Consider the following 25,662-nt stretch of genomic DNA (forward strand, 5'->3'; position numbering starts at 1 on the left):
GACACCGGAGGCCCCGATGACCGCTCACGACCCCCGCCCCGGCAGGCTTCGCCGGCTCCTCGCCTCGCTGCTGCGGGCGCGCCCGACCACCGACACGCCCGGCACGCCCGACGTCTGGCTGGCAGCCCTCCGGCTGCGAGGCTGACCATGATCATTGACACCGCCCGCCGCTGGTACGCCCTCGTCCTGCTCTGCGTCGCCGGGTTCATGGTGATCCTCGACGCGCAGATCGTCCTGCTCGCCCTGCCGTCGATCACCCGCGGGCTCGGCCTGTCCGCAGACGGCGCCCAGTGGGTGATGAGCGCCTATCTGCTCACCTTCGGCGGGCTGCTGCTCCTCGGCGGCCGCACCGCCGACCTGCTGGGCCGCCGACGCGTCTTCATGACCGGAACGTTGCTGTTCGGGCTGTCCTCGCTGCTGTGCGGATGCGCGTGGAGCGCCGGAGTCCTGATCGCTGCACGCGCCGTCCAGGGCGTGTCGGCCGCCGTCATGGCACCCAGTGCGCTCTCCCTCCTGGTGGACACCTTCGAGGAGGGGCACGACCGCAACAAGGCGCTCGCCATCTGGTCCGGCAGCGGCGGCTTCGGTGCCACCGCCGCCCTGCTGATCGGCGGACCCCTCACCGACGTACTCGGCTGGGAGTGGGTCTTCTTCCTCAACGTGCCCGTCGCACTGCTCCTGCTGGCCCTGAGCCCGCTGCTGTTGCGCGAGAGCCGCACCGGGACACGCTCCCGCGCCTACGACCCGGCCGGCGCACTCACCGCCACCGCCGCACTCGTCGCCTGTGTGTACGCGGTCGTCGAGGCGCCGCGCGCCGGATGGCTGTCGGCGCGCACGACGGGGCTGCTGACGGCGGCCGCGCTGCTCGCCGCGCTCTTCATCCGTGTCGAGGCCCGGTCCAGGGCGCCTCTCGTCCCCCTGCGCCTGCTGCGTGCGCGGACCGTCAGCGGGGGCAACCTGGTCGTCTTCCTGCTCGGAGCCGCCGCCTTCGGGATGTCGTACACGCTGTCCCAGTACGGGCAGGGAGTCCTCGGCTACTCGCCGCTGCGCTTCGGTCTCGCCAACGTGGTGATGCCGGCCGGCGCCGTCGTCGGCTCCTACGCCGGGCAGGCCCTGGTCACCCGCATCGGCGCCCGCCCGGTCGCCGTCGGCGGACTGGCCCTGGTCGGCGCGGGCAGCCTGCTGCTGGCGGGAGTCCCGGTGCACGGCGCCTTCGTCCGCGACCTGCTGCCCGGCCTGCTGCTCTTCGGACCGGGCCTGGGCGCCTGCGCGGTGGCCGGTTCCATCGCCGCACTGACCGGCGTGGGGGAGCGGGAGTCCGGGGTGGCCTCCGGCATCAACACCGCCGCCTTCCAGATCGGCGGCGCCTTCGGGGTCGCCGTCGTCACCTCTGTAGCCCTCTCCCACAGCGACGGGCCGGAACGGCTCGCGGCCCTGACCGAGGGGTACCGGTCCGCGTTCACGGCATGCGTCGCGCTTGCTGCGGCCGGTCTGGGCTGCGCGCTGGTACTGCTGGGCAGGCCACGCGGGCCCGAGAGGCAGTCCACGCCGGCAGCCGGAGCCCCGAGGCGCCGAGTCCGTTCGTGATCATCTCGCGGCGGAACCTTCGCACCGACGCGAGGCGTTGTGGAGTGGGGAGGTGGGGCATGGGGGCGCTGAGGCCGGGCGAGACCGCAGTTCGACGTGATGTGTTCCGCGCCAAGGTGTGGAGCGCACACGCCCTCCGCGTCGTCGAGGACGGACCGGAGGCGCTTGTCCTCGGGGGGCGGCCCGGGGCGGAACTGCTGGCGCCGACGACCTGGATCGAGTGGCTGCTGACGGGCGACGAGGCCGCGCGGGCCCGGGCACTGCCGAACCTGGCCGACGGGCACTGGCAGCTCGACCGCTGGTCGTGGCGGAGCACCGCCCATCTCCAGTGGGTCCCACCCGATGTCTGGTTCAGTGTGCACGCCTTCTACGACCCGTCCGACGGCCACCGGCTGACGCACTGGTACGTCAACTTCCAGCAGCCGATGCGCCGCATGGCGATCGGCTTCGACACCTTCGACCTCCTCCTGGACCTGGTGATCGCCTCAGACCTGTCGCAGTGGCGATGGAAGGACGAGGACGAGTACGCCCACGGCCGCCGGCTGGGGGTCGTGACCGAGATCGATCACCGGGCGGTAGAGAAGGCCCGCGAGGAAGCGACGGCCATGGTCGAGGAGAGAACGGGTCCCTTCGCCGCAGCCTCGGGCTGGCGGAACTGGCGCTCCGAACCCCACTGGCCGGCGCCTCCGCTGCCCGCCGACACGCTGACCGTCGGCCTTCCCTGACCAGGCGTCGAGCGCGTTCGTGATCGCCTCCACCCCGCCGTGCGCCGCGTACCCGCCGTCGACCGTGATCCCCGCGCCGTTGACGTACGACGCCTCGTCGGACAGCAGCCAGACCACCAGGGGTGCCACTGCGGCCCTGAGGCGCCGTCGAACCTCGCGCTGAACGCCTCAGAAAGGAACCGAACCACCCCACGCTGCTCATCAAGACCGGCTGAGCCGTCAGGCCCGCGCCTGCGCCTCCTTCTCGATCCGGTCGAACTGTGCGCCCATGGCCGCGGCCAGGGCCTGCGCGGCGGACAACGGGCGCACCATGACGGTCAGTTCGTCGATCAGGCCCGCCTCGTCGAGGTGGATGAAGTCGCAGCCGCTCAGCTCACGGTCGCCCACCCGTGCCGCGAACACCAGCGCGTGGTCGCGGCCGTCGGCCCCGGCGAGCTCGCGCTCGTAGCGGAAGTCCTCGAAGACCTGCGAGACCGCGCGCAGGATCGCCGCGGTGATCGCCTTGCCCGGGTAGGGCTTGAACACCACCGGGCTGGTGAAGACGACGTCCTCCGCCAGCAGCGCCTCGACGGCGTCCATGTCGCCGGCCTCGACCGCCTCGCGGAACGCACGCATCCGATCACCTCATAGTGAACTAGTTGAGTAGGTGCTGATGAGAGTAATCAGCTGTGGAGGGCGTGTCCAGCGCCCGTTCCCCTAAGCTGACGCTGATGTTCAGCCCCGAAGGTCCCAGTCTGCGCGAGCTCGCCGTCCAGGCGCTCTCGTCCGTCGAGCACGGCTACGACCTGCTCGCCCCGAAGTTCGACCACACCCCCTTCCGGACCCCCGACGCGGTGCTCGAGGCCGTCGCCTCGGCGCTGGCGCGGAGGGGCCCCTTCGACGCGGGGCTGGACCTGTGCTGCGGCACCGGTGCGGGAGTCGACGTGCTGGCGCGGGTGTGCCGGCGAAGCGTCACAGGGGTCGACTTCAGCGCGGGCATGCTCGCCGTGGCCCGGCAGGGCGTACGGCCGGCCGGGCCGGCGGTGTCCTGGGTGCGGGGAGACGCCCGCGCCCTCCCCTTCGCTCCGGGCGCCTTCGATCTGGTGGTGAGCTTCGGGGCGTTCGGGCACTTCCTGCCCAAGGAACTGCCGGGGCTGTTCGCCCAGGTCCACTCCGTGCTGCGGCCGGGCGGCAGCTTCGCCTTCCCTATCCTGGCCCCGCCGAGGCCCACCTCTCCGGCGTACTGGATGCTGCTCGGGTTCGACGCGGTCATGCGGGTGCGCAACGCCTTGTGGCGGCCGCCGTTCGTCATGTACTACCGGGCCTTCCGGCTCGGCGACGTGCGGCGGGAGCTGGAGTGGGCCGGGTTCCGCGTGGGCCTGGAGGAGCTGCCGGAGTTCGGACGGCGCGGCGACGGCAGCCCGCGCGTGCGGATGGTCGTCGCCGTCCGTTCCTGACCCGGGCGGGGGAGGGGGCACAGTCCGTTCACGTCGCGACGCCGCCCAGCGCCAGTGCGATCGCCGCGTCCGGCCCCAACTCCCGTCCCTCGCGCACCGCTTCGTCGAACCGGACGTCCCCCAGCGAGGCGCGCAGCCTGCGCTCGTACTCGCGGTGGAAGACCGTCAGGTCGGGCCTGCCGAGCTGCGGCAGGCCCGCCGCGTGCCACAGGCGCCGGCTGACGCCCAGGAGGCGGGCGGCGAGCTCCTCCTCGCCTCGTGAGGCCTGCGCGACCACCAGCAGGTCGGCGACCGCGGCGGCGCCGATCCGGTCGTGCACCCGCCACTTGGCGGTCAGTGCCTCGCGCGCCGAGAGTACCGCCTCGTCCGGATGGCCCAGACCGATCCCGGCGAGCGAGACGAAGAAGTCGCCCCAGGCCCGCATCCACAGCTCCCCGCGCTTGGCACACTCGGCGCGCAGCCGCTCCGCGACCGCCGCGCACCGCTCGAAAGCGGCCTGGCTCGCCAGCAGATACGCCTGCACGGCCAGCGTCAGCAGCTGGAAGAACTCGGCGCCACCGTCCCCGGCAGGCGCCTGCCGGACACTTCCGTACAACACCGCCGACCGCGCCGACTCGCCCCGCACGGCCAGGCTCGCCCCGGTCAACGGCAGCGCGGGCACCGGCAGTCGGCGCTCCTCGGCCAGCCACACATAGGCGGCGCTCACCGACTCGGCCGCCTCCAGGTCGTCCGGGACGACGGTGACCAGCCGGTGTGCCCAGACCGCCAGGGTGTGCTCGGGGCCGCCGCTCTCCGGGGTGTGGCGCAGCGCCCGCTCGAGATAGGTGCGGCCCTCCTCGGCGAACCCGCAGGCGAACCAGAAGAACCAGAGTGTGCCGGTGAGTTCGAGCGCGGTCTCGGGCTCGCGCGCGGTCAGGCACTCCTCGATCGCCAGGCGCAGGTTGGCGTGTTCCGCGGTCAGCCGCTCGGCCCACATCCGCTGGCCGGGCCCCAGCCACTCCGCCTCGCCCTGGCGGGCGATCCAGCGGAAGTAGTCCCGGTGGCGGCGGCGCACCACCTCCGCCTCGCCAAGCCCGGCCAGCCACTCGGCGCCGAACGAGCGGACCGTGTCCAGCATCCGGTAGCGCACCGCCGCGCCCTCGCCGTCCCGGGTGACGATGGACTTCTCGGTGAGCGAGGCGAGCAGGGCGAGGATCTCCTCCGCGTCCAGGGGGCCGCCGTGGCACACGAATTCGGCCGCCTCCACGTCCCAGCCGCCCGCGAACACCGACAGCCGGGCCCACAGCAGCCGCTCCAGCGGCGTGCACAGCTCATGGCTCCAGCCGATCGCGGTGCGCAGCGTCTGGTGCCGGGCAAGACGCGGCCGGGCGGGCGAGACAAGCAGGTCGAAGCGGGAGTCCAGGCCCTCCAGCAGCCGGTGCAGGGGGAAGCCCCGCAGCCGTACGGCGGCCAGCTCCAGCGCCAGCGGGATCCCGTCGAGCCGGGCGCAGACCGCGGCGACATGCGGCCGGTTGGCGTCGGTGAGCGCGAACGAGGGCACCGCGGCCGCCGCCCGGGCCGTGAACAGCGCCACCGCGTCGTCGCGTTCCCCGAGCGGCAGCGGCGCCACCGTCAGCAGATGCTCGCCCGGCACGCCGAGCGGCTGCCGGCTGGTGGCCAGAACGTGCAACTCCGGAACGCTCGCGAGCAGTTCCTGCGCGACCCGCGCGCACTCGTCCAGGACATGCTCACAGGTGTCGAGTACGAGCAGCACGGCCGCCCCCGCGAGGTGTTCGGACACCGCCTGCAGCAGTGGCCGCAGCGTCTGCTCGGTCAGCCGGGTCGCCTGCGCCACCGTGTTCGTCAGCAGATCCGGGTCCCTGAGCTCCGACAGCTCCACCAGCCATGCCCCGCCCGGGAACCCGGCCTTCGCGGCGTGCGCGGCCCGCAGCGCCAGACGGGACTTGCCCACACCCCCGGGCCCCGTCAGCGTCACCAGCCGCTCGGTCCCCAACAGCCCCGATATTTCGGCGAGTTCGAGCCGACGGCCGACGAACGTGTTCGCCTCGGCGGGAAGGTTGCCGATCCTGCCGCCCTGCACAGAGGCCGCCATCGTCCCCCCTCACCCGGAACCGATGGCGGACACGATAACCCCTCACGGCAGGGCTGCTTCCGGCGTAGCGTGGAAGCGGTCCGTCCACCGAGGGAGGTACGGGGATGGCCCTCACACCCACCCTGAAAACCGTGGGGCAGATGCGCCAGGGGGACCACCTGCTCCTCGGCTACGACACGGACGAGGAACGTGAGACCGTCCTCGTCGCGTTCCTGCTGGACGGCCTGGCCAGCGGGCAGCGCGGCCTCCTGCTGCCGCCCGCCGACATCCCCGCCGGCGTCGCCCTGTCCTTCCTGGAGGCGCACGGCTGCCGGGTCGACGAGGAGCTGGCGGCCGGGCGGCTGCGCGTCGACCCGCATCTCGCCGGCCCCGAGGGGCTGTGGGACCTGGACGAGGTGATCCGCCGCGAGACCCGCCGTGCCGTCGGCGACGGCTTCCTCGGCCTGCGGGTGTGCACGGAGATCCTGCGCGCCCAGGCCGGCAAGGAACTCAGGACACTGCACGACAGCGAGCTGCTGCTCGACCCCGTGTTCTCCTCGCTGCCGGTCCTCGGCATATGCCAGTACGACCGCCGCATCTTCGACGAGACGGAACTCGCCCCGCTCGCCGGGCTGCACCACGGCCGCGTCGGCGCCGACGACGTGTGGCGCGACGACCTCCTCGCCATCACCCGCACCTTCACACCCCCCGGCCTCGCCCTCGCCGGAGAGGTCGACGACACCAACGTCACGGCCGTCGCCCGCGCCCTGCACTCGGAGACGGCCCGCGCCCGGGCCCGCGCGGCGGACGGCGCCCGCATCCATCTCGACCTGCACGAGCTGCGGTTCATCGATGTCGGCGCGCTGCGCCTGCTGGTGTTCACGGCGCTCGCCCTGTACGCGGCGGGCGGCACCCTCGAACTGTCCGGCGTCGCCCCGCACGTCCAGCGGGTGATGCGGGTGACCGGCTGGGACCGGGTCCCGGGTCTGCACATCGAGCCGGAAGGACAGGAAGGAGAAGGACCGTGACCGGCTTCGTCCACCAGGCACCGCGCTACGCGTCGGACGACCAGTTCAGCGACACCAAAGCCGCCTTCGTCCGCGCCCCGTCGAGTGCTTCGACGCCCGCGACTGGTACGACTACCCCTCGCGCACCCTGGGCCGCTACCACGCCTAATGCACCCGGCAGCAGCCCCACCGCAGGGTCCGCGTCGTCGGCGAACCGGTCTGGGAGGGCCGCACCGACTTCGAGACCGGGGAATGGATGCGCTACGAATCGCTCGTCAACGTCGCCTTCGCCGGCTCCGCCCACCGGCTCCTGTGCCCGTACGACACCCGGGCGCTGCCGGAGAACATCGTCCGCAGCGTCGCCCGCACCCACCCCGAACTCGCCCACGAGCCCGGCACGGCGGCCGACTACACGGACCCGGCCGAATTCTGCGCCGAGTGCGACGAGCACGCCCCGGCCCGCCTGCCCGTCGCGGCAGCAGGGATCCCCTTTACCCGCGGCCGCACCGCCGCAGTCCGCCGCGCCCTCGCCGTGTACGCCCGCCGCCTGGGCCTGACCGAGCAGCGGACGTACGACCTGGTGACGCCGGTGCACGCCCCGCTCGCCCTTCCCCGGTCATCTGCCGCCCGAGCCGGCCGCCATGACCGGGCACGGCATGTGGCTGGTACGGCAGTTGAGCGACCTGGTCGCCGACGACCTCGACTCCTCGGGCTCCGTCGTACTGCTGTACTTCCGGCGCCCGGAGCGCGCTCACCCCGCGGCGGGCAGCGTGAACTCGTAGACCAGGGCGTCCGGTTGGGCGTCCACCACCAGGTCGGTGATCTCCAACGGCCGCGCATACTGGTCGTGCACGCGGCGTCTGACCCGCACCGAGGGCGCGTCCGCGAGCGGGGTGATGGAGTCCCGGTGGTGCAGGGTCAGGCCCGCCCTGCGCATCCAGTCGTAGGTGCGGCGCAGCTGGGCGGAGGCGGCGCCGTCGGCGCGGTCGCGGTAGCGGGCCAGCTCCTCGACCTCGGCGAGCGCCACCGCGGAGAACGAGGTCACGGCCGTGCGGCGGCCGCGGCCGTCGGCGCCGGCCGACTCGTAGCGGTGCACGAGCGTCTGCGAGCGCGGGGCGAGCCCCAGGGCCTCGGCGTGCTCGGGCGGCGGAGTCTCCCAGGTGACCGTGGCCCGGTCGACGGCACACGGGTCCGCGACCCGGGCGCCGACCGGGAAGGTCAGCGAGGACGCCGTCTCCACCGGCAGGCCGGGCAGCGTGGCGTGGCTGCCCCGCCGGTCGGTGGCGACCAGACCGTCCCGGCGCAGCACCTCCAGTGCCTGCCGGACGGTCTCCCTGCTGACTCCGAAGTGCCCGGCCAGCTGCCGCTCGCCCGGCAGCCGTTCACCCGGCGGGACGGTGCCGTCGCGCAGCTCGCCGAGCAGCTGTGTCGCGACGCGCCAGTACAGCGGGTCCCCTCGGTGTCCGCCTTCGGCGAGGGGAGGGTCGTGCGGGGTGGTGCGGGCCATGCCGCGCCTCCTGTTGGTGACGGTACGTAGCCGTGCGGGCTCATTGCGCCACCAGATCTAGCATTGGTCTAAACCACCAGGGAAGACCGACCCGCTGGTTCGGCCGAAACCGGTCCGCGCCGAGCGCCGTTCACAGCGCCCGGTACACGGCCTCGACCAGCGCCATCTTCCTCGGGTCGTCCGCGATATGAGGCCCCATCCGGTTCATCACATACCCCACCGACACACCCGCCTCCGGGTCGGCGAGCCCGCAGGAACCGCCGAAGCCGTCATGTCCGAAAGCCCGCGGGTTCGGCCCGTACGAGCCGTTCGCGCCGCTCAGCCACAGGCCAAGACCGATCTCCGTCTCATGCCCGAGCCCCGCGCCGAGCACCAGGTCCAAGCAGCTGCCCTGTCCCTCACGCGCCCGCTCGACCGCCTCCGCGGACAGCACGCGGTGGCCGTCGTAGGAGCCCCGGCCCGCGAAGATCCCGTACAGCGCGGCGACCGCCCGCGCCGTTCCGTGCCCGTTCGCGGCCGGGATCTCGGCGGCCCGCCACTCGGGCGTGTTTGCCTCGCCCGCGCCCACCAGCGGATTGGCCAGCGCGGCGAGCGCCTCCGGCCCCAACTGGCTGAAGATCGCCGCCTGTTCGCTGCTCGACGCGGCGGGCGGATGCACCAGCTCGGCCACCCGCCCGGCCTCCTTCTCCGGCAGTCCGACAGTGAAGTCGATCCCCAGCGGCCCGGTCACCTCGCGCTCCAGAAAGGCACCCGGCAGCAGCCCCGAGACGCGGCGCACGACCTCGCCGACCAGGAAGCCGTAGGTGAACGCGTGGTACCCGGACCGCGTCCCCGGCTCCCACCAGGGCTCCATTGCCGCGAGCCGCTGCGTGGTCACCTCCCAGTCGTACAGCTCCTCCAGCGAGTGCGGCTCACGCGGCCCGGACAGTCCCGCCCGGTGCGACAGCAGATGCCGTACGAGAACCTTGTCCTTGCCGGCCGCGGCGAACTCGGGCCAGTACGCGGCCACCGGCGCGTCGAAGTCCAGCAGCCCCCGGTCGGCCAGGATGTGCGCGCACAGCGCGACCGGGCCCTTGGTCGTCGACCACACATTGACCAGCGTGTCGCGCTCCCAGGGCCGCGTGCGCGCCGCATCGGCCCAGCCGCCCCACAGATCCACGACGGTCGTGCCGTCGACGGTGACGGCGACCGCGGCGCCGAGCTCCGCCCGCTCCCGGAAGTTCTCCTCGAGCGCCGTCCGCACGGCGGCGAACCGCTCGTCGCAGTAACCCTGTACCTCTGGTGCGCGCTCCGTCATGGGTCCCTCCGTCGTCCGCCGGAAACCCGGGCCGCGACGCTGCGGCCCGGGGCAACCTGAACGTACCGACTGGTCGGACTGGAGGGAAGGTCAGAGGAGGAACAGCTTCCCGGCGGGCTCCTGGTGACCGTCGGCCGTGTGCCAGTAGTCCCGCGTCTCGACGGCCAGGCCCGACCCGTCGAACCGTACGAACACACAGCCCGCGAGGGCCGAGGCGACCCCGCCCTCCTCGGCCAGGACACGGAACTCGGCCACCGCCACCCCGTCCTGGCCGACCACCGGCGGCGAGAACCGCACGTCCGTCACCCGCTCCTGGGCGAACGACCACCGCAGATACCCGGCCAGTTCGCCCCGCCCCCGGTGCGGCTCGCGGAACGGCATCGAGCGGTGGACGCAGTCCTCGGCATACAGCTCCAGCAGTGCGTCCACGTCGTGCGCGGCCCACGCCCGCTCCCACACGCGCACGAAGCGTTCGGCGGCCTCACGCGTGTCCATACCGCTCGCTCCTCACACGTACGACCGCAGCCACTTCAGCTTGGCCGCCTCCTGGAAGGGCCCACCGCCCTCGTGGTCGTTGAAGTCGTACACCTCGATCGCCTTGTCGTCGTGCGCCCAGGCGTTGAAGGCGGCGAAGACGGTGGACGGCGGGCAGGTCTGGTCCTCCAGGGCCGCCGAGAACAGGGCGGGGGCGCGACCGCGGGAGGCGAAGTGGACGCCGTCGAAGTAGGACAGGGTGCGCAGGGCGTCCGCGGTGCGGCCGCGGTGGGTCTTGAGGAACAGGCCGATCTCACGGTACGGGTGCCGGTCCGTCACCGTCGCCGCGCGTGGGTAGTCGCACAGGAACGGCACGTCCGGCGCGATCGCGGCCAGGTCCGGGACCAGACCGCCCACCGCGATGGTGATCCCGCCGCCCTGGCTGCCGCCGAGGGCGGCCGTGCGGGAGGCGTCGGTCAGGGGGTGCGAGCGGGCCGCCTCGACGGCACGCACCGCGTCCGTGAACACCCGCCGGTAGTAGTAGTTCTCAGGCGCGTCGATGCCGCGGGTCATGAAACCGGGGTAGGCGGGCGCGCCGCCCACCGGGTCCGCGGTGCCGCCGCCCCCGCCCCAACCGCTGCCCTGCCCGCGCGTGTCCATCACGAAGTGCGCCCGGCCCGTGGACGCCCACAGCAGATGCTCGTGCGGCAGGCCGCGCCCCCCGCCGTAGCCGATGAACTCCACGACCAGCGGTATCGGCTCCTCGGCCGCGGCGGGCAGCGTCAGCCAGCCCTTCACCGGGTGCCCGCCGAAGCCCGCGAACGTCACGTCGTACACGTCGACCGTCGTCAGGCCCGTGTCGACCGGTTCGAAACGGGCCTCCAGGTCGTGCTCGCGGGCCTCCTGCAGGGTCTTGGACCAGAACGCGTCGAAGTCCTCGGGCTCGACGGACTCGCTGCGGTAGTCGCGGAGCTCGTCGAGGGGGAGGTCGAACAGGGCCATGTAGGACCACCTTTGCGAAGGGACAGTCACCAAGGGACACTGCGGATGATCACACCGTACGTGGATCGTCGGACGACTCGCCAGGTCTTTCCGGCCGTACCTGTCTACGATGGGCGCCATGACGTCAGCCGTGGATCTGCTGGTCAAGGACGCCGGTCTGCTGGTCGTCGACGGGGAGAGGGAGATCCCCGGCGGCTGGGTGGCCGCCGGCAATGGTCGGGTCACCGCCGTGGGCACGGCCGGGACCGAGCCCGAGGCCCGTACGACCGTCTCCGCGGCCGGACGGCTGGTCACCCCCGGTCTGATCAACACGCACCATCACATCTACCAGAACCTCACGCGCTCCTACGCCCCCGCCGTCGGCGGCACCCTCTTCGACTGGCTGACGACCCTCTACCCGCTGTGGTCCGCCCTCGACGACGAGGCCGCCTACGTGTCGGCGTACGTCGGCATGGCCGAACTGCTGATGGGCGGCTGCACCACCTCCTCCGACCACCTGTACGTCCACCCCCGCCCGCACCTCGTGGACGCCGAGATCCGCGCCGCCCGCGACATCGGCTTCCGCTTCCACGCGACCCGCGGCTCCATGACCCGCTCCGTCGAGGACGGCGGACTGCCGCCCAGGAGTGTCACGCAGACCGTCGACGAGGTGCTCGCCGACAGCGAGCGGCTGATCAAGGCCCATCACGACCCGAAGCCGGGCGCACTGATCCGGGTCGCGCTCGCGCCCTGCTCGCCGTTCTCGGTGACCAAGGAGGTCATGACGGCGACCGCCGAACTCGCCGAACGCCACGACGTACGCCTGCACACCCACCTCGCCGAGGACCACGACGAGGACACCTACTGCCTGGAGACCTACGGCTGCCGGCCGGTGGAGTACTTCGAGGACTGCGGCTGGATGAGCGACCGCACCTGGGTCGCCCACTGCATCTACCCCAACGACGACGAGCTCGGCCGGCTCGCGGCGGCGGGCGTGGGCGTCGCGCACTGTCCCAGTTCCAACATGCTCATCGGCGGCGGCACCGCACGCGTCAAGGAGATGCGCGAACTCGGCCTGCCCGTCGGCATCGGCTGTGACGGCTCCGCCTCCACGGACCACGCCTCCCTCTGGATGGAGACGCGGGGTGCCCTGCTGCTGGGCCGCTACCGCGGCGGACCCGGCGCGATGACCGCACGCGACGCCCTCGACATCGCCACCCGCGGCTCGGCCCAATGCCTCGGCCGCGCCGACGAGTTGGGCCATCTGCGCCCGGGCGCCTGCGCCGACCTGGTCGTCTGGGACCTCCACGAGGTCGCCCTCGCGGGCGCGTTGAGCGACCCCGTCGAGGCGTGGCTGCGCTGCGGACCGGCCCGTGCCTGGACGACGGTGGTCGGGGGCCGGGTCCTCGTCGACCGGGGGGAGCCGGTGCTGCCGGGGCTGACGGAGGCGCTGCGGGACCACGGGCGGATCGCACGCAGGATGCAGCAGGAGGCGTAACCGGGATCACGCGGTGGGCTGCCGGCCCGGGGGCGGGGGTCTTGCCGTTGTCACTGGTCGGCGACCAGCATCTCCGCAAGCTCCTTCAGATCCTGCGCGCTGAGACTGGGCGGGGTCATCGTGCGCGGGTACACGGAGACTCCGCGCCGCAGCCACGCGCCGTCCAGCCCGGCTCTGCGCGCCCCGTCGATGTCCCAGGGATGCACGGCGACCACCATCGCCTGCTCAGGCCGGACGCCGACTCGTTCGACGGCGTAGTGGTAGGCGGCCGGTGCAGGTTTCCAGCAACGCGGTCCGCCCACGTCTGACAGGGCCTCGAAGCGGTCCCGCACTCCTGCCGCGTCCAGCAGCCGCTCGGCCAGGGCGACGCTGCCGTTGGTCATCGCCGTCAGCCGGTACCCCGCATCGCTCAACTTCCGTACACCGTCCGGCACGTCGGGGTGCACGGCCGGCTGAGCGAAGCCGTCCAGAATGTGGCGGGCTGCGGCCTCTGCGTCTCCCGTCCATCCCTCCAGGCCGGACAGCAGCGTCCGTACGCCCTCGTGTGCGACGGAGGTGAAGTCCGCGTACGCACCGGCGGCTGTCAGGGCGAATCCGTCCCGCAGTACCCCGGCGAACCAGGTCGGCAGCAGATGCACGGGTGCACCGATGTCCTCGAAGCGACCGCGCAGGGGCGTGAGATCGCTGAGCGTCTCGTTGATGTCGAAGACGAGAACCTGGTGCCGGCCGGCGGGCATGCTCCTCTCCTCTCCTCCTGGCGTCCGCACAGGGATGCCGGACGTCGAGCCCCGTCAGGCTGCGAGTACCCGCCCGGCGTGCAGTTGCTGCAGCAGGCCGTTTCCCTCCCGCAAGCGCAATCCGCGGATGGTCCGAGTCTCGAGCCGGATGTGGGCACCGCAGCCGGGGCCATGTTCCGACAGGCGGGCCAGGGCCTGGTGGATGTGGGTCGCAGGTTCGTCGATGCAGAGACGTTCCTCCGCGTAGGCGTGGGTGAGCGGGTGCACCCGGAAACGGTGGGGCGCGGTGCGTTCGATCAGGTGCTCGGCGGCCAGGGTGGCCAGATGATGTTCGGCGGTGGTGAACGGTTCGCCCAGGAGTACGGCGGCTCCTGCGGTCTCCACCTCTGTCGGAGGATGGAGTGCCAGCAGACGAAGGAGTCGCCGTGCACCCTGCGGCAGCCGGGCGTCGGAGGCGGCCAGTGCGGTGCGCACACCGTCCTCCAGCGCCAGGGCGATCAGGGGCTCGCGGTAGTAGTCGCCGAGGGCCCAGGCGGGATGCTCGCGCATGTGGCGGCCGATGACCGACAGGGCGAGCGGGAGGTGGCCCAGTAAGCCCGCGATCTGCTGGACGGCCGGGAGGTCCGAGGCGAGGCGTTCGGCTCCGGCGGCGGCCCGCAGCAGGTCGACGGAGTCGTCCGGGGCGAGCGGCGGCACCGGCAGACGGGCGGCTTCCGTCAGGCCGTCCAGCGCCCGTCGGCTGGTGACCAGGGTGCGGCATCCCGGGGCCCCGGGCAGGAGCGGCCGCAGTTGTTCCTCGTCTGCCGCGTCGTCCAGGACGATCAGTGCGCCCGTTCCCGCCAGGAGCCGGCGGTAGAGGGCTGCTCGTGCGTCGAGGTCGTACGGGATGCGGTCGCCGGTGACGCCGAGCAGCCGCAGAAAGGTTTCCAGCACGGCAGCAGGGTCGGCGGTCGGGCCCTGAGCGGCGGAGCCTCGCAGGGCGGCGAAGAGGACAGGTACCTCGGTGCACTCCTCGGCGAGCAGCCGGTGGGCAATGTGCAGCACCAGTGACGTCTTGCCCACGCCCGCCATGCCCTCAAGTGCCAGCGCCTGTCCCTCGGAGAGCAGCAGTGCCGCCGCCTCGGCCGCCGGTCCGGTCCTGCCGACGAGTGCGGAAAGTCCCGAAGGCAGCCGATTGGAGGCGCTGACCCGCGTGGCGGCTTCGGCCTCGCCGAGCACCGCACGAAGCGACTGCCGCCAGACGGAGACGACGGCTTCGTCGGCGCCGCTGAGCGCCTTCACCACGGCAAGCAACAGCTCGGCGTTGGGGCGGCGACGACCCACCTGGAAACAGTTGCCCACCGTGGAGCGGGCCGGCCATTCGCCGCGCGGGCGTCCTGCCCGCTGCCAGTCGCGGTGGATGCGCCGCGTGATCTCGGTGATCGACGGGTTGCCCGCCCATGCCTTCAGCAGTCTCAGTTCCGCGATGAATTGATCTATTGTGCGGGCTTTTGCCGGATCCAGCACCTGCGGCACGAACATCCTCCCCCATGGGACACCTGGGCCACGACCAACTTGGAACGCTCGTTTCAAGTTAGACGACATGGGGTCTCGACTGTCAAGCGGTGTCCGAGGGTTGACCTTCGGCCACGGAGCGCGTCCAGGATCATCCACGAACACTCCGGAAGCCCGTATTCCGTCCTGATGCTGAGGCCCGTCCCTGCTCATCGGCACCCAGGAATCCCACTCGCCCCTGACGGCGAGCCTCGTGTGCCCCGTTCCAGGACAGGAGTCCGTGCATCACCATGCCCGAAATCGGTGTGTCCCTACGCCTCGTCGGCGGCAGCGTCGTCGTGGGCCGGGCCAGAGATCACACGCTCACCATCGACCGGCCCGAGGAGAAGGGGGGCACCGACGCCGGTCCCATGGGCGGAGAGCTGCTGCTCCTGGCACTCGGTGGGTGCTACGTGAGCACCTTCCTCGCCGCCCTGAAGGCCGAGGACCCGCAGGCCGACACCTCCGAGATCAGCCTCCAGGTCGAGGGAAGCCTCGTGAGTGCGCCGACCCGATTCTCCGACATCACCGTGCAGGTGTCGGCGCCCGCCGCCCTCCAGGACCTGATCACCAAGCCCCTGCTCAAGGCCGAGCGGGGCTGCATCGTCCACAACTCGATCCGTGACGCCATAGCGGTTCGCTTCACCCACGAGTGGCGCTGACTCTTCCCCCCCACCGAAGGAGACAAGACCGTGGAAATGCAGCACACCACGATGCAGCACACCACGATGCAGCACGCCACGATGCAGGACACTCCGAGCCAGGACCGTGGCATGCCGTACACGGCCGCACAGCCGAGCAGCATGCAGCACGACCCCATGGGCGATACGGCCCCGCGTACGCGGCGCGTCACCATCGTCGGTGCCGGCTTCTCCGGCACGCTCACCGCCATCCGGCTGCTCCACTTCGCCGACACACCCCTGGAGATATGCCTGATGGAGAGGGAGGAGGGCTACCGCTACGGAGGTATCGCCTTCGGCTGGGCGTCCACCAACTGGGAGCACATGCTCAACATCCAGGCCGGCCGCATCACCCTGCGCCGCGAGCGTCCGGAGGACTTCCTGGAGTGGGCCAACGAGGAGGCGGACCGCTCGGAATGGCCGCAGAAATGGCAGTACCACACCTTCGGCGTGGCCTGTGTCGTACCGCGGCGGATCTTCCGGCAGTACCTGGCCGAGCGGCTGCGCGACGCGGCGGCCGACGCCCACGCCGAGGTGACTCTGCGGGAGGCTTCCGGTGAGGTCATCGACATCCGCGGGCAAGGGGGCGGCTACGTCGTCAAGTACGCCGACGCCGCAGAGCAGGGCGGTGTGCACGACCTGCCGTCGGACCAGGTGATCCTCGCTACCGGTCACCTCTCGCCGGTGCAGGCGCCCTTCTACCACCGCATCAAGGACTGCGACCGCTTCCTCGCCGACCCCTACGCTCCCGGTGCGCAGGACTGGTTCCGGGCGGTCGGCCCCGAGGAGAGCGTCCTCGTCACGGGCTCCGCCCTGTCGGCCTTCGACACGGTGATCTCCCTCATCCACGCCGGCCACCGGGGACAGATCCTGATCTGCTCCCGCGGCGGCCACATGCACGGCACCTACCCCGTGGACCACGAGCACGACATCTGGCAGGCACGCCGACCGCCCTTCCTCGACGCCGAGAAGCTCACCCCCGAGGCCGTGGTGGAGGGGATCAAGGCGGAGTACGCCCACCTGCGCGCCGAGCACGGAGTGGAGCCGGGCAGCGCGCTCGACGCCGTCTTCCCCGAGCGGGTCATGAAGGCGTGGGAGCCGTACGTCATCGAGTTGGTCTCCCGCATGGACGCCCGCGACGTACGGATGCTGCTCGACCGCTACAAGAGCCTGATCGTCACCCACCGCACCAGCACCGTGCGGGAGATCGGCGGCGTCGTGCGCAGCCGGATGCGCGGATACAACGGCGCACCGAAGACCGTCGAGGCCCTGTCGGCCGACATCCAGGACATGCGCCTCGCCGATGACGGCACGAAGATCCGGGTGGTCTTCGCCGACCGGCCGGACATCGTCGTCGACCGGGTCGTCAACTGCCTGGGCAACAAGACCGATTACGAGCGCACCGACCACCCCCTGTGGCACGGCCTGGTCAACGGACACGGCTACGCGCAGCCGCAGACCAAGACCCACAGGGGCATCGAGGTCGGGCCCCACGGACAACTCGTCGCTGCCGACGGCACGGTGACAGCGGGCCTGTTCTGCGTCGGCCCGATGCGCCAGGGCGACGAGACCACCCGCCGCGGCCGGCTCGGCGCGTTCGTGTTCAGCATCGGCACCCTGCGCAACCAGTGCTTCGACACGGCGATGGAGGTGCTGCGCCGTCTCGAACCGGCCGGCGACGAGGAGCAGATGGACATCCCCGACGGAATCCACCACTGCCTGATCCGCAGCAGCGACTGGATCGCCGCCGACCTCGCCACCGAGGAACCGCAGGCCACGCGCCTGCGCGAGCGACTGCAGCGCTACGCGAAGGACAACGCCTACCCCACCGCCGTCAACTACCTGCAGGCCCAGGACCGCACCGAGCGCCGCAAGTACCGCGCCATCCTCGACGACGACCTGGCCGACTTCGGTGCCGCTCTGGCCCGCGAGTTCGACCTCACCGCAGAGCAGGCCCGGCGGACCGTCTCCCTGCTGGCCGCGCTCGTGCAGAAACACGCGGTGCACAACCTGTGCGACATCACCAAGCTGGCGGGCTGGGACTCCCAGTACGCCGAGCAGGTCAAGCACGCCCCGAAGAAGGGCGCGTGATGGCAGAGCACAACGAGCAGGAGCTGCTGAGCCGGCTGTTCATGGTCCGCCACGGCGAATCGACCTGCAATTCCGTCCACCGCATCGCCGGGCAGCGCGACGCACCCCTGACCTTCCTCGGCCGGATCCAGGCCGAGAAGGTCGCCAAGGGCCGCCGCGGTCAGCACTTCGACCACGTCTACGTCTCCCCGCTGACCCGCGCCTATGAGACCGCCGACACCATCTTCCGTCTCGACGCCCACGAGGCGGACGTCCCCGAGGTCGTGGTCGACGAGCGCCTGATGGAGCGCGACTTCGGCAGCTACACGCTGGAGAGCAAGTCCATCCTCCAGCGCCGCCACGGCATCGCCGAGTACGAGCGGGCCATGAACGCCGACAGCCCGACCCTGCACGGCGGCGAGACGTTCCAGCAGTTCAAGGACCGCGTACACGCCTTCTACGAGGAGGAGCTGCTGCCCGCGCTGCGGCGCGGCGAGACGGTGTGCGTGGTCTCGCACAAGTACGTCGTGGAGTTGATCTGCCGGTACATCCTGGACCGCCCGGCCGACGAGTCGTACGACCTGCGGCTGCCCAACTCCCAGATGCTGCAGGGCGACCGGATCCACAGCTATGTCAAGAACGAGAACAAGACCATGAACATGGTCTACGACTGGATCGTCGTCAACCATCCCGTGGTCTTCTGCGCCGGCCTGGCCGCGGGCCTGATCGCCAACCTGGCGGGAGCGCGGATCTCCGCCTCCCCGTATCTGCTGCTCCTGCTCCTGGTGCTGGCCAGCGTCATCACCATGTGCCGCATCGAACTGGAGAACGCGCGAGCCTTCGTGACCGACCGCGGCACGCTGAGGTCCGTCGCCCTGCGCTACCTCGCCCTGCCGATGGCCTTCGCGGCCCTGGTGCGCTGGTCGGATGCGGGCAGCACGAGCACGGCGGCGATCGCCGCGGTGTTCCTCGCCACGCCCAGCTCCGTGGTGGCGATGACCGTCAGCCGCTGCCTCGGCGGGATGATCATGCCGACCTTCGCGCAGGTCCTGCTCTCCTCGCTGGCCGCGACCCTCTCGTTCTCGGCCGTGCTCGCCCTGACCCTGCACGAGGACGTCGCCCCGGCGATCGCCATCAGCGCCGCCACCTCGACCGGCGTCGTCACCGCGGTCTACGTCCTGGTCAAACGCCTTCGGGAACGCTCGCCCATCAGCACGGCCAAGTACGGCGAGCGCAACGGATACGTGGCGGTGCTGCTGCTGACCGCGTTCATCGTGCTGGTCTGCCTCAAGCTCGACCTGGACGGCTTCACCAGCTACGCGCCCACGGCCGTGGGTATCGCCCTCGGCCTGCGGCTGGTCGCCGCCCTGCTCAAACGTCGCCGCCACGTCCAGACGCTCGACGACTACACCGCCATGACCTACCCCAACGTGTTCGTGGTGGTCATCATCGCCGCGCTGACCGGCAACGGGCCGCTGGAGCAGGTGGCGATCTGGACTCTGCTGCCGATGTTCGTCCTGTCGTTCTTCGACAGCTGGTACGCCCGCCACCTCGTCGTCGCCCCCGACGATCCGCGCTGGCCCGACGTACTCGGCCTCAAGGACCGTCCGTCGGCCGAGCCGCCTGCCACCGCGCCCGTCCGCGCCCTTGAAGACCCCGACGTCCGGCTTTCCGCGAGGAGTTGACCTTGTCCGCGCCACCCGCTTCGTTGATACCCCGGCCGTTACTGTTCTGGACTGGTGTCGCTCTCACCTGCGCCGGCGTCGCCGAGCACCTGTGGATGTTCGTCGACTCCGCATCCATGCACTTCCACATGTCCATGATGGACATGTCACCGGCGGTCATGTGGGCTGCCATGGCCGCCATCGTGTTCGGCGTGGTGCTCTCCGGCATCGCGGTCGTGCAGCCGCGGACAGCCGGTCCCGCTGCCGCCCCCGCTGAGGTCCGAGCCACGACGGCGAGTCGGCGCCGCCTCATCGCCATCCTGACCTTCGCCCTCCTGGTCGACCAGATGAAGCCCGCCACCCTGGCATTCATCTCGCCGGGCCTGCGAGCTGAATACGGACTGAGCGCCGCCGACGTCTCGTGGCTGCCCACGGTCGCGCTGACCGGCACTGTGCTCGGATCGCTCGTCTGGGGACGCGCGGCGGACCGTATCGGCCGCCGGGCCACGATCCTCATCGCCTCCCTGCTCTTCCTCGGCACCACGGTGTGCGGCGCCATGCCGACCTTCGCCGGCACCCTCGTCATGTGCGCCCTGATGGGCATGGCGGCCGGCGGCATGCTGCCCGTCGTCTACGCCCTGATGACCGAGAGTCTGCCGCCCGGCCGACGCGCGGCCATCATGGTCCTCCAGGCCGGGCTCACCACCACCGGCGGCTATATGGCGGCCTCCGGACTGGCCGCCGTCCTCATTCCGCTGGCCGGCTGGCGCGTGACCTGGTTCGCCCAGCTCCCGCTGGTCCTGGTCCTGATCGCACTGAACCGCTGGATCCCCGAATCCGCCGCCTTCACCGCCCGCCAGGCACGAGCCGAGCAAGTCCCCGCTTCCGCCCTGTTCAAGCCTCCGCAGACGGCCAAGACACTGGTTGTCAGCGCCTACGCAATGGCCTGGGGCCTCGTCTACTGGGGCTTCATCACCTTCCTGCCCAGCCAGCTGGAATCCACCGGGAGGCACGGCATGTCCGCCGTCACCCTGCTGTTCCTCTCCTCACTGCTGGCCATCCCCACCTGCGCGGTCGGCGCGTGGCTCTACATGCACTGGTCGGCCAGGGGCACCATGGTCGTCTACGCTGCCCTCACCGTCGCGGCCCTGCTCACGCTGGCCGCCGTCGGCATGGACGGCAGTCGGCCCGTCCTCCTGGCCACGGTGATGTTGCTGTTCGCCGGCACCGCCGGTGTGATCGCGCTCATCGGCCCCTACACGGCTGAGATCTATCCCCTGGCCCTCCGCGGTACGGCCGGCGGCTGGGCCGCGGCCGTCGGCAAGTCAGGCGGAGCTTTCGGCCCGCCCCTGATCGCCCTGGTCCTCTCGGCGCCGGGCGGCATCCGCACCGCCGCGGTGTTCGTGGCGCTCCCCATGGCGCTCGCAGGCATCGCCGTCGCCGTACGCGGGAGCAACCCGCAGGTGGCTACCCCGACCCCAGAGGACACCACCGTGCTGGACGCCGAACTCGACGACCTGGTCGGCAGCGAGGCTGTTGCCGCTCAGGCCGCCACGACAACGCCCCTCCCGGTGAAGGGAGGTACACAGACATGACCGGTGGCGTCAACGGCATGGCGCTGGCTGTCTTCGCCCTGTTCTTCCTGCTCGTCACTGTCATGGGCTTCCTCGCCGCGCGCTGGCGCAAGTCCGGCGACGGGCACACCCTCGACGAATGGGGCCTGGGCGGCCGCTCGTTCGGCACCTGGATCACCTGGTTCCTGCTCGGCGGCGACGTCTACACCGCGTACACCTTCGTCGCCGTACCCGCGGCGATCTACGCGGCGGGCGCGGCCGGCTTCTTCGCGGTGCCGTACACGATCCTCGTCTACCCGCTGATCTTCACCTTCCTGCCCCGCCTGTGGTCCGTCTGCCACCGCCATGGGTACGTCACCACGGCGGACTTCGCCCGCGGCCGCTTCGGCTCCAAGGGCCTGTCGCTCGCCGTGGCCTTCACCGGCATCCTCGCCACGATGCCGTACATCGCGCTCCAACTCGTGGGCATCCAGGCGGTGCTGGACGTGCTGGGCGTCGGCGGTGGCGACAACACCAACTGGTTCTTGAGGGATCTGCCGCTGCTGATCGCCTTCGGGGTGCTGGCCGCCTACACCTACTCATCGGGTCTGCGTGCCCCGGCCATGATCGCCTTTGTGAAGGACACGCTGATCTACGTCGTCATCGTCGTCGCGATCATCTACGTCCCGATCAAGCTGGGCGGCTTCGACCACGTCTTCGCCCAGGCGAGCGAGAAGTACACGGCAGCCGGTGCGGGCGGTCTGCTCCCACCCGCACAGGGGCGATGGACGTACGCCACGCTGGCGCTCGGCTCCGCGATGGCCATGTTCATGTACCCGCACTCCATCACGGCGACGCTCTCGTCCCGCAGCCGCGAGGTGATCCGCCGCAGTACGACGGTGATGCCCCTCTACACCCTGATGCTCGGCCTGCTCGCGCTGCTGGGGTTCATGGCGATCGCGGCGGGGGTCAAGGTCACCAACGGGCAGCTGGCGATCCCGCAGCTGTTCGAGGACATGTTCCCGAGCTGGTTCGCGGGCGTGGCCTTCGCGGCGATCGGCATCGGCGCGCTGGTGCCCGCGGCGATCATGTCGATCGCGGCCGCGAACCTGTTCACCCGCAACATCTACAAGGACTTCATCAAGCCGGACGCGACGGCTGAACAGGAGACCAAGGTCTCCAAGATCGTCTCGCTGCTGGTGAAGGTCGGCGCGCTGGTCTTCGTCCTCACCATGGACAAGACGGTCGCCATCAACTTCCAGCTGCTGGGCGGCATCTGGATCCTGCAGACCTTCCCGGCCCTGGTCGGCGGCCTGTTCACACGCTGGTTCCACCGCTGGGCGCTGCTCGCGGGCTGGGCGGTCGGCATGGTCTACGGCACCCTCGCCGCGTACGGCGTCGCCTCGCCCACGCAGGGGCACTTCGGGGGCTCGTCCGCGGCGATCCCGGGCATCGGCCGGACCGGCTACATCGGCCTGACGGCGTTCGTGCTCAACGTCGCCGTGACGGTGGCCCTCACCTTCGTCCTGAAGGCAGCCAAGGCCCCTGAGGGCATCGACGCCACAGCCCCGGGGGACTACACCGCGGATGCGGCAGAAACCGAAGCCGCGTCGGCATCCCCCCTCCGTCCGGGCACTTCACCTGCGCCCAACCCCAGTTGACACCCGATCGACAGATACCTATGCCGCCGCCCTGACACCGAGCGAGTCCAGGGCGGCGGCCACCGTCTTTCGCAACGATGCGGCCTCGGCACCGGCACGCGAGCGCAAGTTGACCCCGTAGGCGAGCAACGCCAGCAGATCCGCGGAAGCACCGGGATCGGCCCCGGGGGCGAGCTGCCCCTGGCGCTCGGCGGTGACCAGTGCCGCGTACATCGCGTCGCGCAGTTCCCGGTGGTGCTGGTCCAGGATGCCGCGGACCTCCGGATCACTGTTCTCGGCCCCGGCGTGCGCGTTGGAGACCATGCAGCCCCACCGGGCGTACTCGCCCGAGCAGCGGGCCTCGATCAGGCCGGCGAAGAACTCGGAGACGGCCGGCAGGCCTCGCTCGTCCTCGGCCAGGCGCCGGAACATCGGCTGGGAACGCTGCTCCAGGTAGCGGCGCAGCGCGGCGAGGTAGAGCTCCTGCTTTCCGCCGAACGTGGCGTACAGGCTTGAGCGGTTGAGCCCGGTCGCGGTCACCACGTCCTGGATCCCGGTCGAGGCCACGCCCTGCCGCCAGAACAGCCGCACCACGGTCTCCAGGGTGGCATCCGGATCGAAGTGCTTGATGTCCGGCATGGTCCACCCCACCATCCTGAAATGAGGATTCCAAGATACTCCCCGTTCAGCACGCCGCAAAGGTGTCGACAGGTACAGAGTGGGACAGGCCCCCGCGCGAGCGCGAAGGCGTCCAGCTTCGTCCACGATCCGCCTCAGGGGGACCGTGTGCCGCGACCATGCCCCCATGAATCGAATACCAGCCCTCTGGGTGACCGCGTACGGATCACAGACTCCTCGCCTTCGCCGGTACCTCGCCCGTCGCGCGGTCCAACTCGCCGCGTTCATCAAGGCGCTGGCCCTGACGGACCATCACCCATTCACCGGCCTCTGACCCATCAGCACCGCCGCCCGGCTGGCGCGGGACCTCGCATGCCCTTATCTTGGAACGGTCATTTCAAGATTGATGGGTCCCGCTCCAGTCGCCGACCAGAAGGAACGAGCACCATGACCACCCTCAACGCCGAACTGCGCACCTTCTACGAAGCACGTCAGCAGCAGATTCCCGCCGAGATCCGGGAGATCATGCACCGGGCCGGCCAGGAACTCGCCGACTCCGGCCAGGCCGACCGCGCCCTGTCCGTCGGCGCCCGGGCCCCGCGCTTCACCCTCCCCGCCGCGACCGGACAGACCGTGAGCCTGGACAAGCTGCTCACCGACGGCCCGGTCGTCCTGACCTTCTACCGCGGCGCCTGGTGCCCGTACTGCAACATCGCCCTGCGCTCACTCCAGCAGCACCACGAGGCCATCACCGCCTGCGGCGCCCGCCTGGTGGCCGTGTCCCCCCAAATCCCCGATGAGTCCCTCACTCTGACGGAGAAGCACGCGCTCGCCTTCGACGTCCTCAGCGACATCGGCTCCCACACCGCCCAGCAGTACGGCCTCGCCTTCGACCTCCCCGACGACCTCGCCGCCGTCTACGACAAGCTCGGCTTCGACCTGCAGCGCGTCAACGACGGCCACCCGCGCACGCTCCCGCTGCCCGCCACCTACGTCATCGACCGCAACGGCACCATCCGCTGGGCCTTCGTCGACACCGACTACACCACCCGCGCCGAACCGGCCGACATCCTCGCCGCACTCGACGCGCTGGACTGAACGTCCGGGCTGCTTCATCAAGGACGTGAGGGCCACGACCGGACAGGTGTTGACCGAGGTCAGTACAGTCGTGGCCGCTGAGCGTGAAGCGGATCTTGTTGCGGCGTACCGTGCGCTTGTCGTTGGACCTCCGCCCGAGGGACTGATACGAACCGAGCTGCTGAGCGGGCAGGAAGGGCGGTGGCGCAGGCATGGTGCCGGCTCGGCGGATCGCCGTGCTGGCAGGATGGCGGCATGGAACGTGTGCTTGGAATCGGTGGTTACTTCCTGCGCGCCGCCGATCCGGCGGCCCTGAGCGCGTGGTACCGGGACTGTCTGGGCCTCGACGCCGACGAGAACGGCCTGTGGCGGCCGGAAGCCGGGCCGACGGTGTTCGCGGCGTTCGAGTCCGAGACCGACTACTTCGGGTCCCGCACCCAGCAGAGCATGCTCAACTTCCGGGTCCGCGACCTGGACGCCATGCTCGCGCAACTGCGCGCCAAGGGAGCGGACGTGGCCGGAAAGACTCAGGACATGGAAGGCGTCGGCCGATTCGGCTGGGTCACCGACCCTGAGGGCAACAAGATCGAGTTGTGGCAGCCCGCCTGAGCACGTCGCGTCCCTGAGGCCGGCCTGTATATGAGGCCGCTTGTACATGAGGCCGGGACGGGGTCCGGATCTTTGTGGCTTCTGGCAGTACGACGGTCCGCCGGGGGGCCGCGAGACTGCCGGTCGGTGGCTGCGGCGCGCCCAGGGCGCGGGGGCCGGGGCCCAGGGACATGACCAAGCACAGGGGAGAAAGCGACGTGAGTGTCCAGCAGTACGACAAGATCGGTGAGGCCTTCGAGGGCTTCAAGTCCCTTCCGCTGACGCGGTACGCGGAAGTACCCGGGTTCCTGGCCCTGGTCGGGGAGGTGCGCGGCAGGTCGGTCCTCGACCTGGCCTCCGGTACCGGCTTCTACCTTTGATCTCGGCCAGTGCTCCGGCGTTTACGCCGGGGGTGAAGGCCATCTCAAGATAGGTGTGACTTGGGCTGAAGCACGGGTCTGCACTCTTCAGCTCATTCCACGGGGCGTTCCTGCCGCTCGATGTACTGCTGTACGACGGTCATGGGCGCCCCGCCGCAGCTTCCGGCGAAGTAGGAGCCGGACCAGAAGTGTCCGCCCCACAGGTACCGGCGTACGTGCGCGTCGTACTCCTTGCGCAACAGGCGGGCGGAGACGCCCTTGAGGGAGTTGACCAGCTTGGAGAGCTGGACTTTCGGCGGGTAGTGCACGAGCAGGTGTACGTGATCCTCCTCGCCGTTGAACTGCTTCAGGTCGGCCTCGAAGTCCGTGCAGACCTCTCGCATGATCTCTTCGCAGCGCGTCAGCATGGCGTCCGTCATGGCATTGCGCCGGTACTTGGTGAGGAACACCAAATGCACGTGCAGGTTGTAGACGACGTGACGGCCGGTGCGTACGTCAGGGTTGGGATTCCATCGTGGTGACATAAACCAACAGCGTAT

At 70.8% G+C, this 25,662-nt stretch carries 25 protein-coding genes and 2 pseudogenes; 17 read left to right on the top strand and 10 right to left on the bottom strand.

The window, feature by feature from the left end; all coding sequences use genetic code 11:
* Positions 1 to 16: 16 nt before the first annotated feature.
* From ACFY1U_RS21890 to ACFY1U_RS21900, 3 genes are read left to right on the top strand one after another with little or no spacing between them, the layout of a single operon-like run.
* Positions 17 to 145, top strand: coding sequence for a hypothetical protein (locus ACFY1U_RS21890; RefSeq protein WP_390695784.1), 129 nt, complete (start codon positions 17 to 19; stop codon positions 143 to 145).
* A gap of 2 nt (positions 146 to 147) precedes the next feature.
* The gene (locus tag ACFY1U_RS21895) at positions 148 to 1,587 is read left to right on the top strand and encodes an MFS transporter (protein WP_390695785.1); all 1,440 of its coding nucleotides are present in this window, start codon (positions 148 to 150) and stop codon (positions 1,585 to 1,587) included.
* Between the two features lie 59 nt (positions 1,588 to 1,646).
* Positions 1,647 to 2,312, top strand: a complete 666-nt coding sequence (locus ACFY1U_RS21900) for a DUF402 domain-containing protein (protein ID WP_390695786.1) — start codon at positions 1,647 to 1,649, stop codon at positions 2,310 to 2,312.
* 219 nt (positions 2,313 to 2,531) lie between these two features.
* Here the strand turns inward: ACFY1U_RS21900 and ACFY1U_RS21905 are convergent, their stop codons facing one another.
* On the bottom strand, positions 2,532 to 2,927 hold the full coding sequence (locus ACFY1U_RS21905; RefSeq protein ID WP_389073421.1) for a nuclear transport factor 2 family protein: 396 nt from the start codon (positions 2,925 to 2,927) through the stop codon (positions 2,532 to 2,534).
* Positions 2,928 to 3,022: 95 nt separating this feature from the next.
* On the opposite strand from ACFY1U_RS21905, the gene ACFY1U_RS21910 reads away from it, so the two are divergent.
* A complete protein-coding gene (locus tag ACFY1U_RS21910) occupies positions 3,023 to 3,748 on the top strand; it encodes a class I SAM-dependent methyltransferase (RefSeq protein ID WP_390695787.1) in 726 nt (241 codons plus the stop codon).
* 28 nt (positions 3,749 to 3,776) lie between these two features.
* Here ACFY1U_RS21910 and ACFY1U_RS21915 read toward each other — a convergent pair whose 3' ends face one another.
* Positions 3,777 to 5,840 (bottom strand): ATP-binding protein, encoded by a 2,064-nt coding sequence (locus ACFY1U_RS21915; protein WP_390695788.1) that lies wholly within the window; start codon positions 5,838 to 5,840, stop codon positions 3,777 to 3,779.
* Between the two features lie 104 nt (positions 5,841 to 5,944).
* On the opposite strand from ACFY1U_RS21915, the gene ACFY1U_RS21920 reads away from it, so the two are divergent.
* From ACFY1U_RS21920 to ACFY1U_RS21930, 3 genes and pseudogenes are all read left to right on the top strand, one after another.
* Positions 5,945 to 6,847, top strand: coding sequence for an MEDS domain-containing protein (locus tag ACFY1U_RS21920; protein ID WP_390695789.1), 903 nt, complete (start codon positions 5,945 to 5,947; stop codon positions 6,845 to 6,847).
* Positions 6,848 to 7,064: 217 nt separating this feature from the next.
* Positions 7,065 to 7,142 (top strand): annotated as a pseudogene (locus tag ACFY1U_RS21925) (hypothetical protein); the annotation flags it as partial.
* 325 nt (positions 7,143 to 7,467) lie between these two features.
* Entirely contained in the window at positions 7,468 to 7,608 is a 141-nt protein-coding gene (locus ACFY1U_RS21930; protein WP_390695790.1) for a hypothetical protein, read from the top strand.
* Here ACFY1U_RS21930 and ACFY1U_RS21935 read toward each other — a convergent pair.
* The 4 genes from ACFY1U_RS21935 to ACFY1U_RS21950 form a co-directional block, all read right to left on the bottom strand.
* Positions 7,578 to 8,333 (bottom strand): GntR family transcriptional regulator, encoded by a 756-nt coding sequence (locus ACFY1U_RS21935; RefSeq protein WP_390695791.1) that lies wholly within the window; start codon positions 8,331 to 8,333, stop codon positions 7,578 to 7,580. The genes ACFY1U_RS21930 and ACFY1U_RS21935 overlap by 31 nt on opposite strands.
* Before the next feature lie 130 nt (positions 8,334 to 8,463).
* The gene (locus ACFY1U_RS21940; RefSeq protein ID WP_390695792.1) at positions 8,464 to 9,630 is read right to left on the bottom strand and encodes a serine hydrolase domain-containing protein; all 1,167 of its coding nucleotides are present in this window, start codon (positions 9,628 to 9,630) and stop codon (positions 8,464 to 8,466) included.
* Between the two features lie 90 nt (positions 9,631 to 9,720).
* On the bottom strand, positions 9,721 to 10,125 hold the full coding sequence (locus tag ACFY1U_RS21945) for a nuclear transport factor 2 family protein (RefSeq protein WP_390695793.1): 405 nt from the start codon (positions 10,123 to 10,125) through the stop codon (positions 9,721 to 9,723).
* Positions 10,126 to 10,137: 12 nt separating this feature from the next.
* On the bottom strand, positions 10,138 to 11,106 hold the full coding sequence (locus ACFY1U_RS21950; protein WP_390695794.1) for an acetylxylan esterase: 969 nt from the start codon (positions 11,104 to 11,106) through the stop codon (positions 10,138 to 10,140).
* A 118-nt stretch (positions 11,107 to 11,224) separates the two neighbouring features.
* Here ACFY1U_RS21950 and ACFY1U_RS21955 point away from each other — a divergent pair, with 118 nt between their 5' ends.
* The gene (locus tag ACFY1U_RS21955; protein ID WP_390695795.1) at positions 11,225 to 12,583 is read left to right on the top strand and encodes an 8-oxoguanine deaminase; all 1,359 of its coding nucleotides are present in this window, start codon (positions 11,225 to 11,227) and stop codon (positions 12,581 to 12,583) included.
* Positions 12,584 to 12,633: 50 nt separating this feature from the next.
* Here the strand turns inward: ACFY1U_RS21955 and ACFY1U_RS21960 are convergent, their stop codons facing one another.
* The gene (locus ACFY1U_RS21960; protein WP_390695796.1) at positions 12,634 to 13,320 is read right to left on the bottom strand and encodes a haloacid dehalogenase type II; all 687 of its coding nucleotides are present in this window, start codon (positions 13,318 to 13,320) and stop codon (positions 12,634 to 12,636) included.
* 54 nt (positions 13,321 to 13,374) lie between these two features.
* On the bottom strand, positions 13,375 to 14,835 hold the full coding sequence (locus tag ACFY1U_RS21965; RefSeq protein ID WP_390695797.1) for an NB-ARC domain-containing protein: 1,461 nt from the start codon (positions 14,833 to 14,835) through the stop codon (positions 13,375 to 13,377).
* 269 nt (positions 14,836 to 15,104) lie between these two features.
* Here ACFY1U_RS21965 and ACFY1U_RS21970 point away from each other — a divergent pair, with 269 nt between their 5' ends.
* Genes ACFY1U_RS21970 through mctP form a run of 5 tightly spaced genes read left to right on the top strand, consistent with a single transcriptional unit; the run spans position 15,105 to position 22,481 of the window.
* Positions 15,105 to 15,515, top strand: coding sequence for an OsmC family protein (locus ACFY1U_RS21970; protein WP_390695798.1), 411 nt, complete (start codon positions 15,105 to 15,107; stop codon positions 15,513 to 15,515).
* A 36-nt stretch (positions 15,516 to 15,551) separates the two neighbouring features.
* Entirely contained in the window at positions 15,552 to 17,624 is a 2,073-nt protein-coding gene (locus ACFY1U_RS21975) for an FAD/NAD(P)-binding protein (protein WP_390695874.1), read from the top strand.
* Complete coding sequence (locus ACFY1U_RS21980) at positions 17,624 to 19,288, top strand: histidine phosphatase family protein (protein WP_390695799.1); 1,665 nt, start codon at positions 17,624 to 17,626, stop codon at positions 19,286 to 19,288. Before ACFY1U_RS21975 ends, ACFY1U_RS21980 begins: the two co-directional genes overlap by 1 nt.
* Before the next feature lie 2 nt (positions 19,289 to 19,290).
* On the top strand, positions 19,291 to 20,862 hold the full coding sequence (locus tag ACFY1U_RS21985) for an MFS transporter (protein ID WP_390695800.1): 1,572 nt from the start codon (positions 19,291 to 19,293) through the stop codon (positions 20,860 to 20,862).
* The gene (gene mctP, locus ACFY1U_RS21990) at positions 20,859 to 22,481 is read left to right on the top strand and encodes a monocarboxylate uptake permease MctP (protein ID WP_390695801.1); all 1,623 of its coding nucleotides are present in this window, start codon (positions 20,859 to 20,861) and stop codon (positions 22,479 to 22,481) included. Before ACFY1U_RS21985 ends, mctP begins: the two co-directional genes overlap by 4 nt.
* 18 nt (positions 22,482 to 22,499) lie before the next feature.
* On the opposite strand, the gene ACFY1U_RS21995 is transcribed toward mctP, so the two are convergent.
* Positions 22,500 to 23,099, bottom strand: coding sequence for a TetR/AcrR family transcriptional regulator (locus ACFY1U_RS21995; RefSeq protein WP_390695802.1), 600 nt, complete (start codon positions 23,097 to 23,099; stop codon positions 22,500 to 22,502).
* 166 nt (positions 23,100 to 23,265) lie between these two features.
* Between ACFY1U_RS21995 and ACFY1U_RS22000 the strand changes: the two genes are divergently transcribed.
* The 4 genes and pseudogenes from ACFY1U_RS22000 to ACFY1U_RS22015 form a co-directional block, all read left to right on the top strand.
* Positions 23,266 to 23,412 carry a hypothetical protein gene (locus ACFY1U_RS22000; RefSeq protein ID WP_390695803.1) on the top strand — a complete coding sequence of 49 codons (147 nt, stop codon included), beginning with the start codon at positions 23,266 to 23,268 and terminating at the stop codon, positions 23,410 to 23,412.
* A 113-nt stretch (positions 23,413 to 23,525) separates the two neighbouring features.
* Positions 23,526 to 24,176 carry a peroxiredoxin-like family protein gene (locus tag ACFY1U_RS22005; RefSeq protein ID WP_390695804.1) on the top strand — a complete coding sequence of 217 codons (651 nt, stop codon included), beginning with the start codon at positions 23,526 to 23,528 and terminating at the stop codon, positions 24,174 to 24,176.
* A gap of 234 nt (positions 24,177 to 24,410) precedes the next feature.
* On the top strand, positions 24,411 to 24,764 hold the full coding sequence (locus ACFY1U_RS22010; protein ID WP_390695805.1) for a VOC family protein: 354 nt from the start codon (positions 24,411 to 24,413) through the stop codon (positions 24,762 to 24,764).
* Between the two features lie 74 nt (positions 24,765 to 24,838).
* Positions 24,839 to 25,117 (top strand): annotated as a pseudogene (locus tag ACFY1U_RS22015) (class I SAM-dependent methyltransferase); the annotation flags it as partial.
* A 98-nt stretch (positions 25,118 to 25,215) separates the two neighbouring features.
* Here the strand turns inward: ACFY1U_RS22015 and tnpA are convergent.
* The gene (gene tnpA, locus ACFY1U_RS22020; RefSeq protein WP_390695806.1) at positions 25,216 to 25,647 is read right to left on the bottom strand and encodes an IS200/IS605 family transposase; all 432 of its coding nucleotides are present in this window, start codon (positions 25,645 to 25,647) and stop codon (positions 25,216 to 25,218) included.
* Positions 25,648 to 25,662: the final 15 nt, after the last annotated feature.

The organism is Streptomyces sp. NPDC001351 (genome assembly GCF_042896045.1).
In the GTDB taxonomy this organism is placed as follows: Bacteria; Actinomycetota; Actinomycetes; order Streptomycetales; family Streptomycetaceae; genus Streptomyces.

Bases quoted from the DNA above. Each gene is read 5' to 3' on its own strand.
- ACFY1U_RS21890 (WP_390695784.1), top strand. From the start codon at position 17: ATGACCGCTCACGACCCCCGCCCCGGCAGGCTTCGCCGGCTCCTCGCC.
- ACFY1U_RS21895 (WP_390695785.1), top strand. From the start codon at position 148: ATGATCATTGACACCGCCCGCCGCTGGTACGCCCTCGTCCTGCTCTGC.
- ACFY1U_RS21900 (WP_390695786.1), top strand. From the start codon at position 1,647: ATGGGGGCGCTGAGGCCGGGCGAGACCGCAGTTCGACGTGATGTGTTC.
- ACFY1U_RS21905 (WP_389073421.1), bottom strand. From the start codon at position 2,927: ATGCGTGCGTTCCGCGAGGCGGTCGAGGCCGGCGACATGGACGCCGTC.
- ACFY1U_RS21910 (WP_390695787.1), top strand. From the start codon at position 3,023: ATGTTCAGCCCCGAAGGTCCCAGTCTGCGCGAGCTCGCCGTCCAGGCG.
- ACFY1U_RS21915 (WP_390695788.1), bottom strand. From the start codon at position 5,840: ATGGCGGCCTCTGTGCAGGGCGGCAGGATCGGCAACCTTCCCGCCGAG.
- ACFY1U_RS21920 (WP_390695789.1), top strand. From the start codon at position 5,945: ATGGCCCTCACACCCACCCTGAAAACCGTGGGGCAGATGCGCCAGGGG.
- ACFY1U_RS21930 (WP_390695790.1), top strand. From the start codon at position 7,468: ATGACCGGGCACGGCATGTGGCTGGTACGGCAGTTGAGCGACCTGGTC.
- ACFY1U_RS21935 (WP_390695791.1), bottom strand. From the start codon at position 8,333: ATGGCCCGCACCACCCCGCACGACCCTCCCCTCGCCGAAGGCGGACAC.
- ACFY1U_RS21940 (WP_390695792.1), bottom strand. From the start codon at position 9,630: ATGACGGAGCGCGCACCAGAGGTACAGGGTTACTGCGACGAGCGGTTC.
- ACFY1U_RS21945 (WP_390695793.1), bottom strand. From the start codon at position 10,125: ATGGACACGCGTGAGGCCGCCGAACGCTTCGTGCGCGTGTGGGAGCGG.
- ACFY1U_RS21950 (WP_390695794.1), bottom strand. From the start codon at position 11,106: ATGGCCCTGTTCGACCTCCCCCTCGACGAGCTCCGCGACTACCGCAGC.
- ACFY1U_RS21955 (WP_390695795.1), top strand. From the start codon at position 11,225: ATGACGTCAGCCGTGGATCTGCTGGTCAAGGACGCCGGTCTGCTGGTC.
- ACFY1U_RS21960 (WP_390695796.1), bottom strand. From the start codon at position 13,320: ATGCCCGCCGGCCGGCACCAGGTTCTCGTCTTCGACATCAACGAGACG.
- ACFY1U_RS21970 (WP_390695798.1), top strand. From the start codon at position 15,105: ATGCCCGAAATCGGTGTGTCCCTACGCCTCGTCGGCGGCAGCGTCGTC.
- ACFY1U_RS21975 (WP_390695874.1), top strand. From the start codon at position 15,552: ATGCAGCACACCACGATGCAGCACACCACGATGCAGCACGCCACGATG.
- ACFY1U_RS21980 (WP_390695799.1), top strand. From the start codon at position 17,624: ATGGCAGAGCACAACGAGCAGGAGCTGCTGAGCCGGCTGTTCATGGTC.
- mctP (WP_390695801.1), top strand. From the start codon at position 20,859: ATGACCGGTGGCGTCAACGGCATGGCGCTGGCTGTCTTCGCCCTGTTC.
- ACFY1U_RS21995 (WP_390695802.1), bottom strand. From the start codon at position 23,099: ATGCCGGACATCAAGCACTTCGATCCGGATGCCACCCTGGAGACCGTG.
- ACFY1U_RS22000 (WP_390695803.1), top strand. From the start codon at position 23,266: ATGAATCGAATACCAGCCCTCTGGGTGACCGCGTACGGATCACAGACT.
- ACFY1U_RS22005 (WP_390695804.1), top strand. From the start codon at position 23,526: ATGACCACCCTCAACGCCGAACTGCGCACCTTCTACGAAGCACGTCAG.
- ACFY1U_RS22010 (WP_390695805.1), top strand. From the start codon at position 24,411: ATGGAACGTGTGCTTGGAATCGGTGGTTACTTCCTGCGCGCCGCCGAT.
- tnpA (WP_390695806.1), bottom strand. From the start codon at position 25,647: ATGTCACCACGATGGAATCCCAACCCTGACGTACGCACCGGCCGTCAC.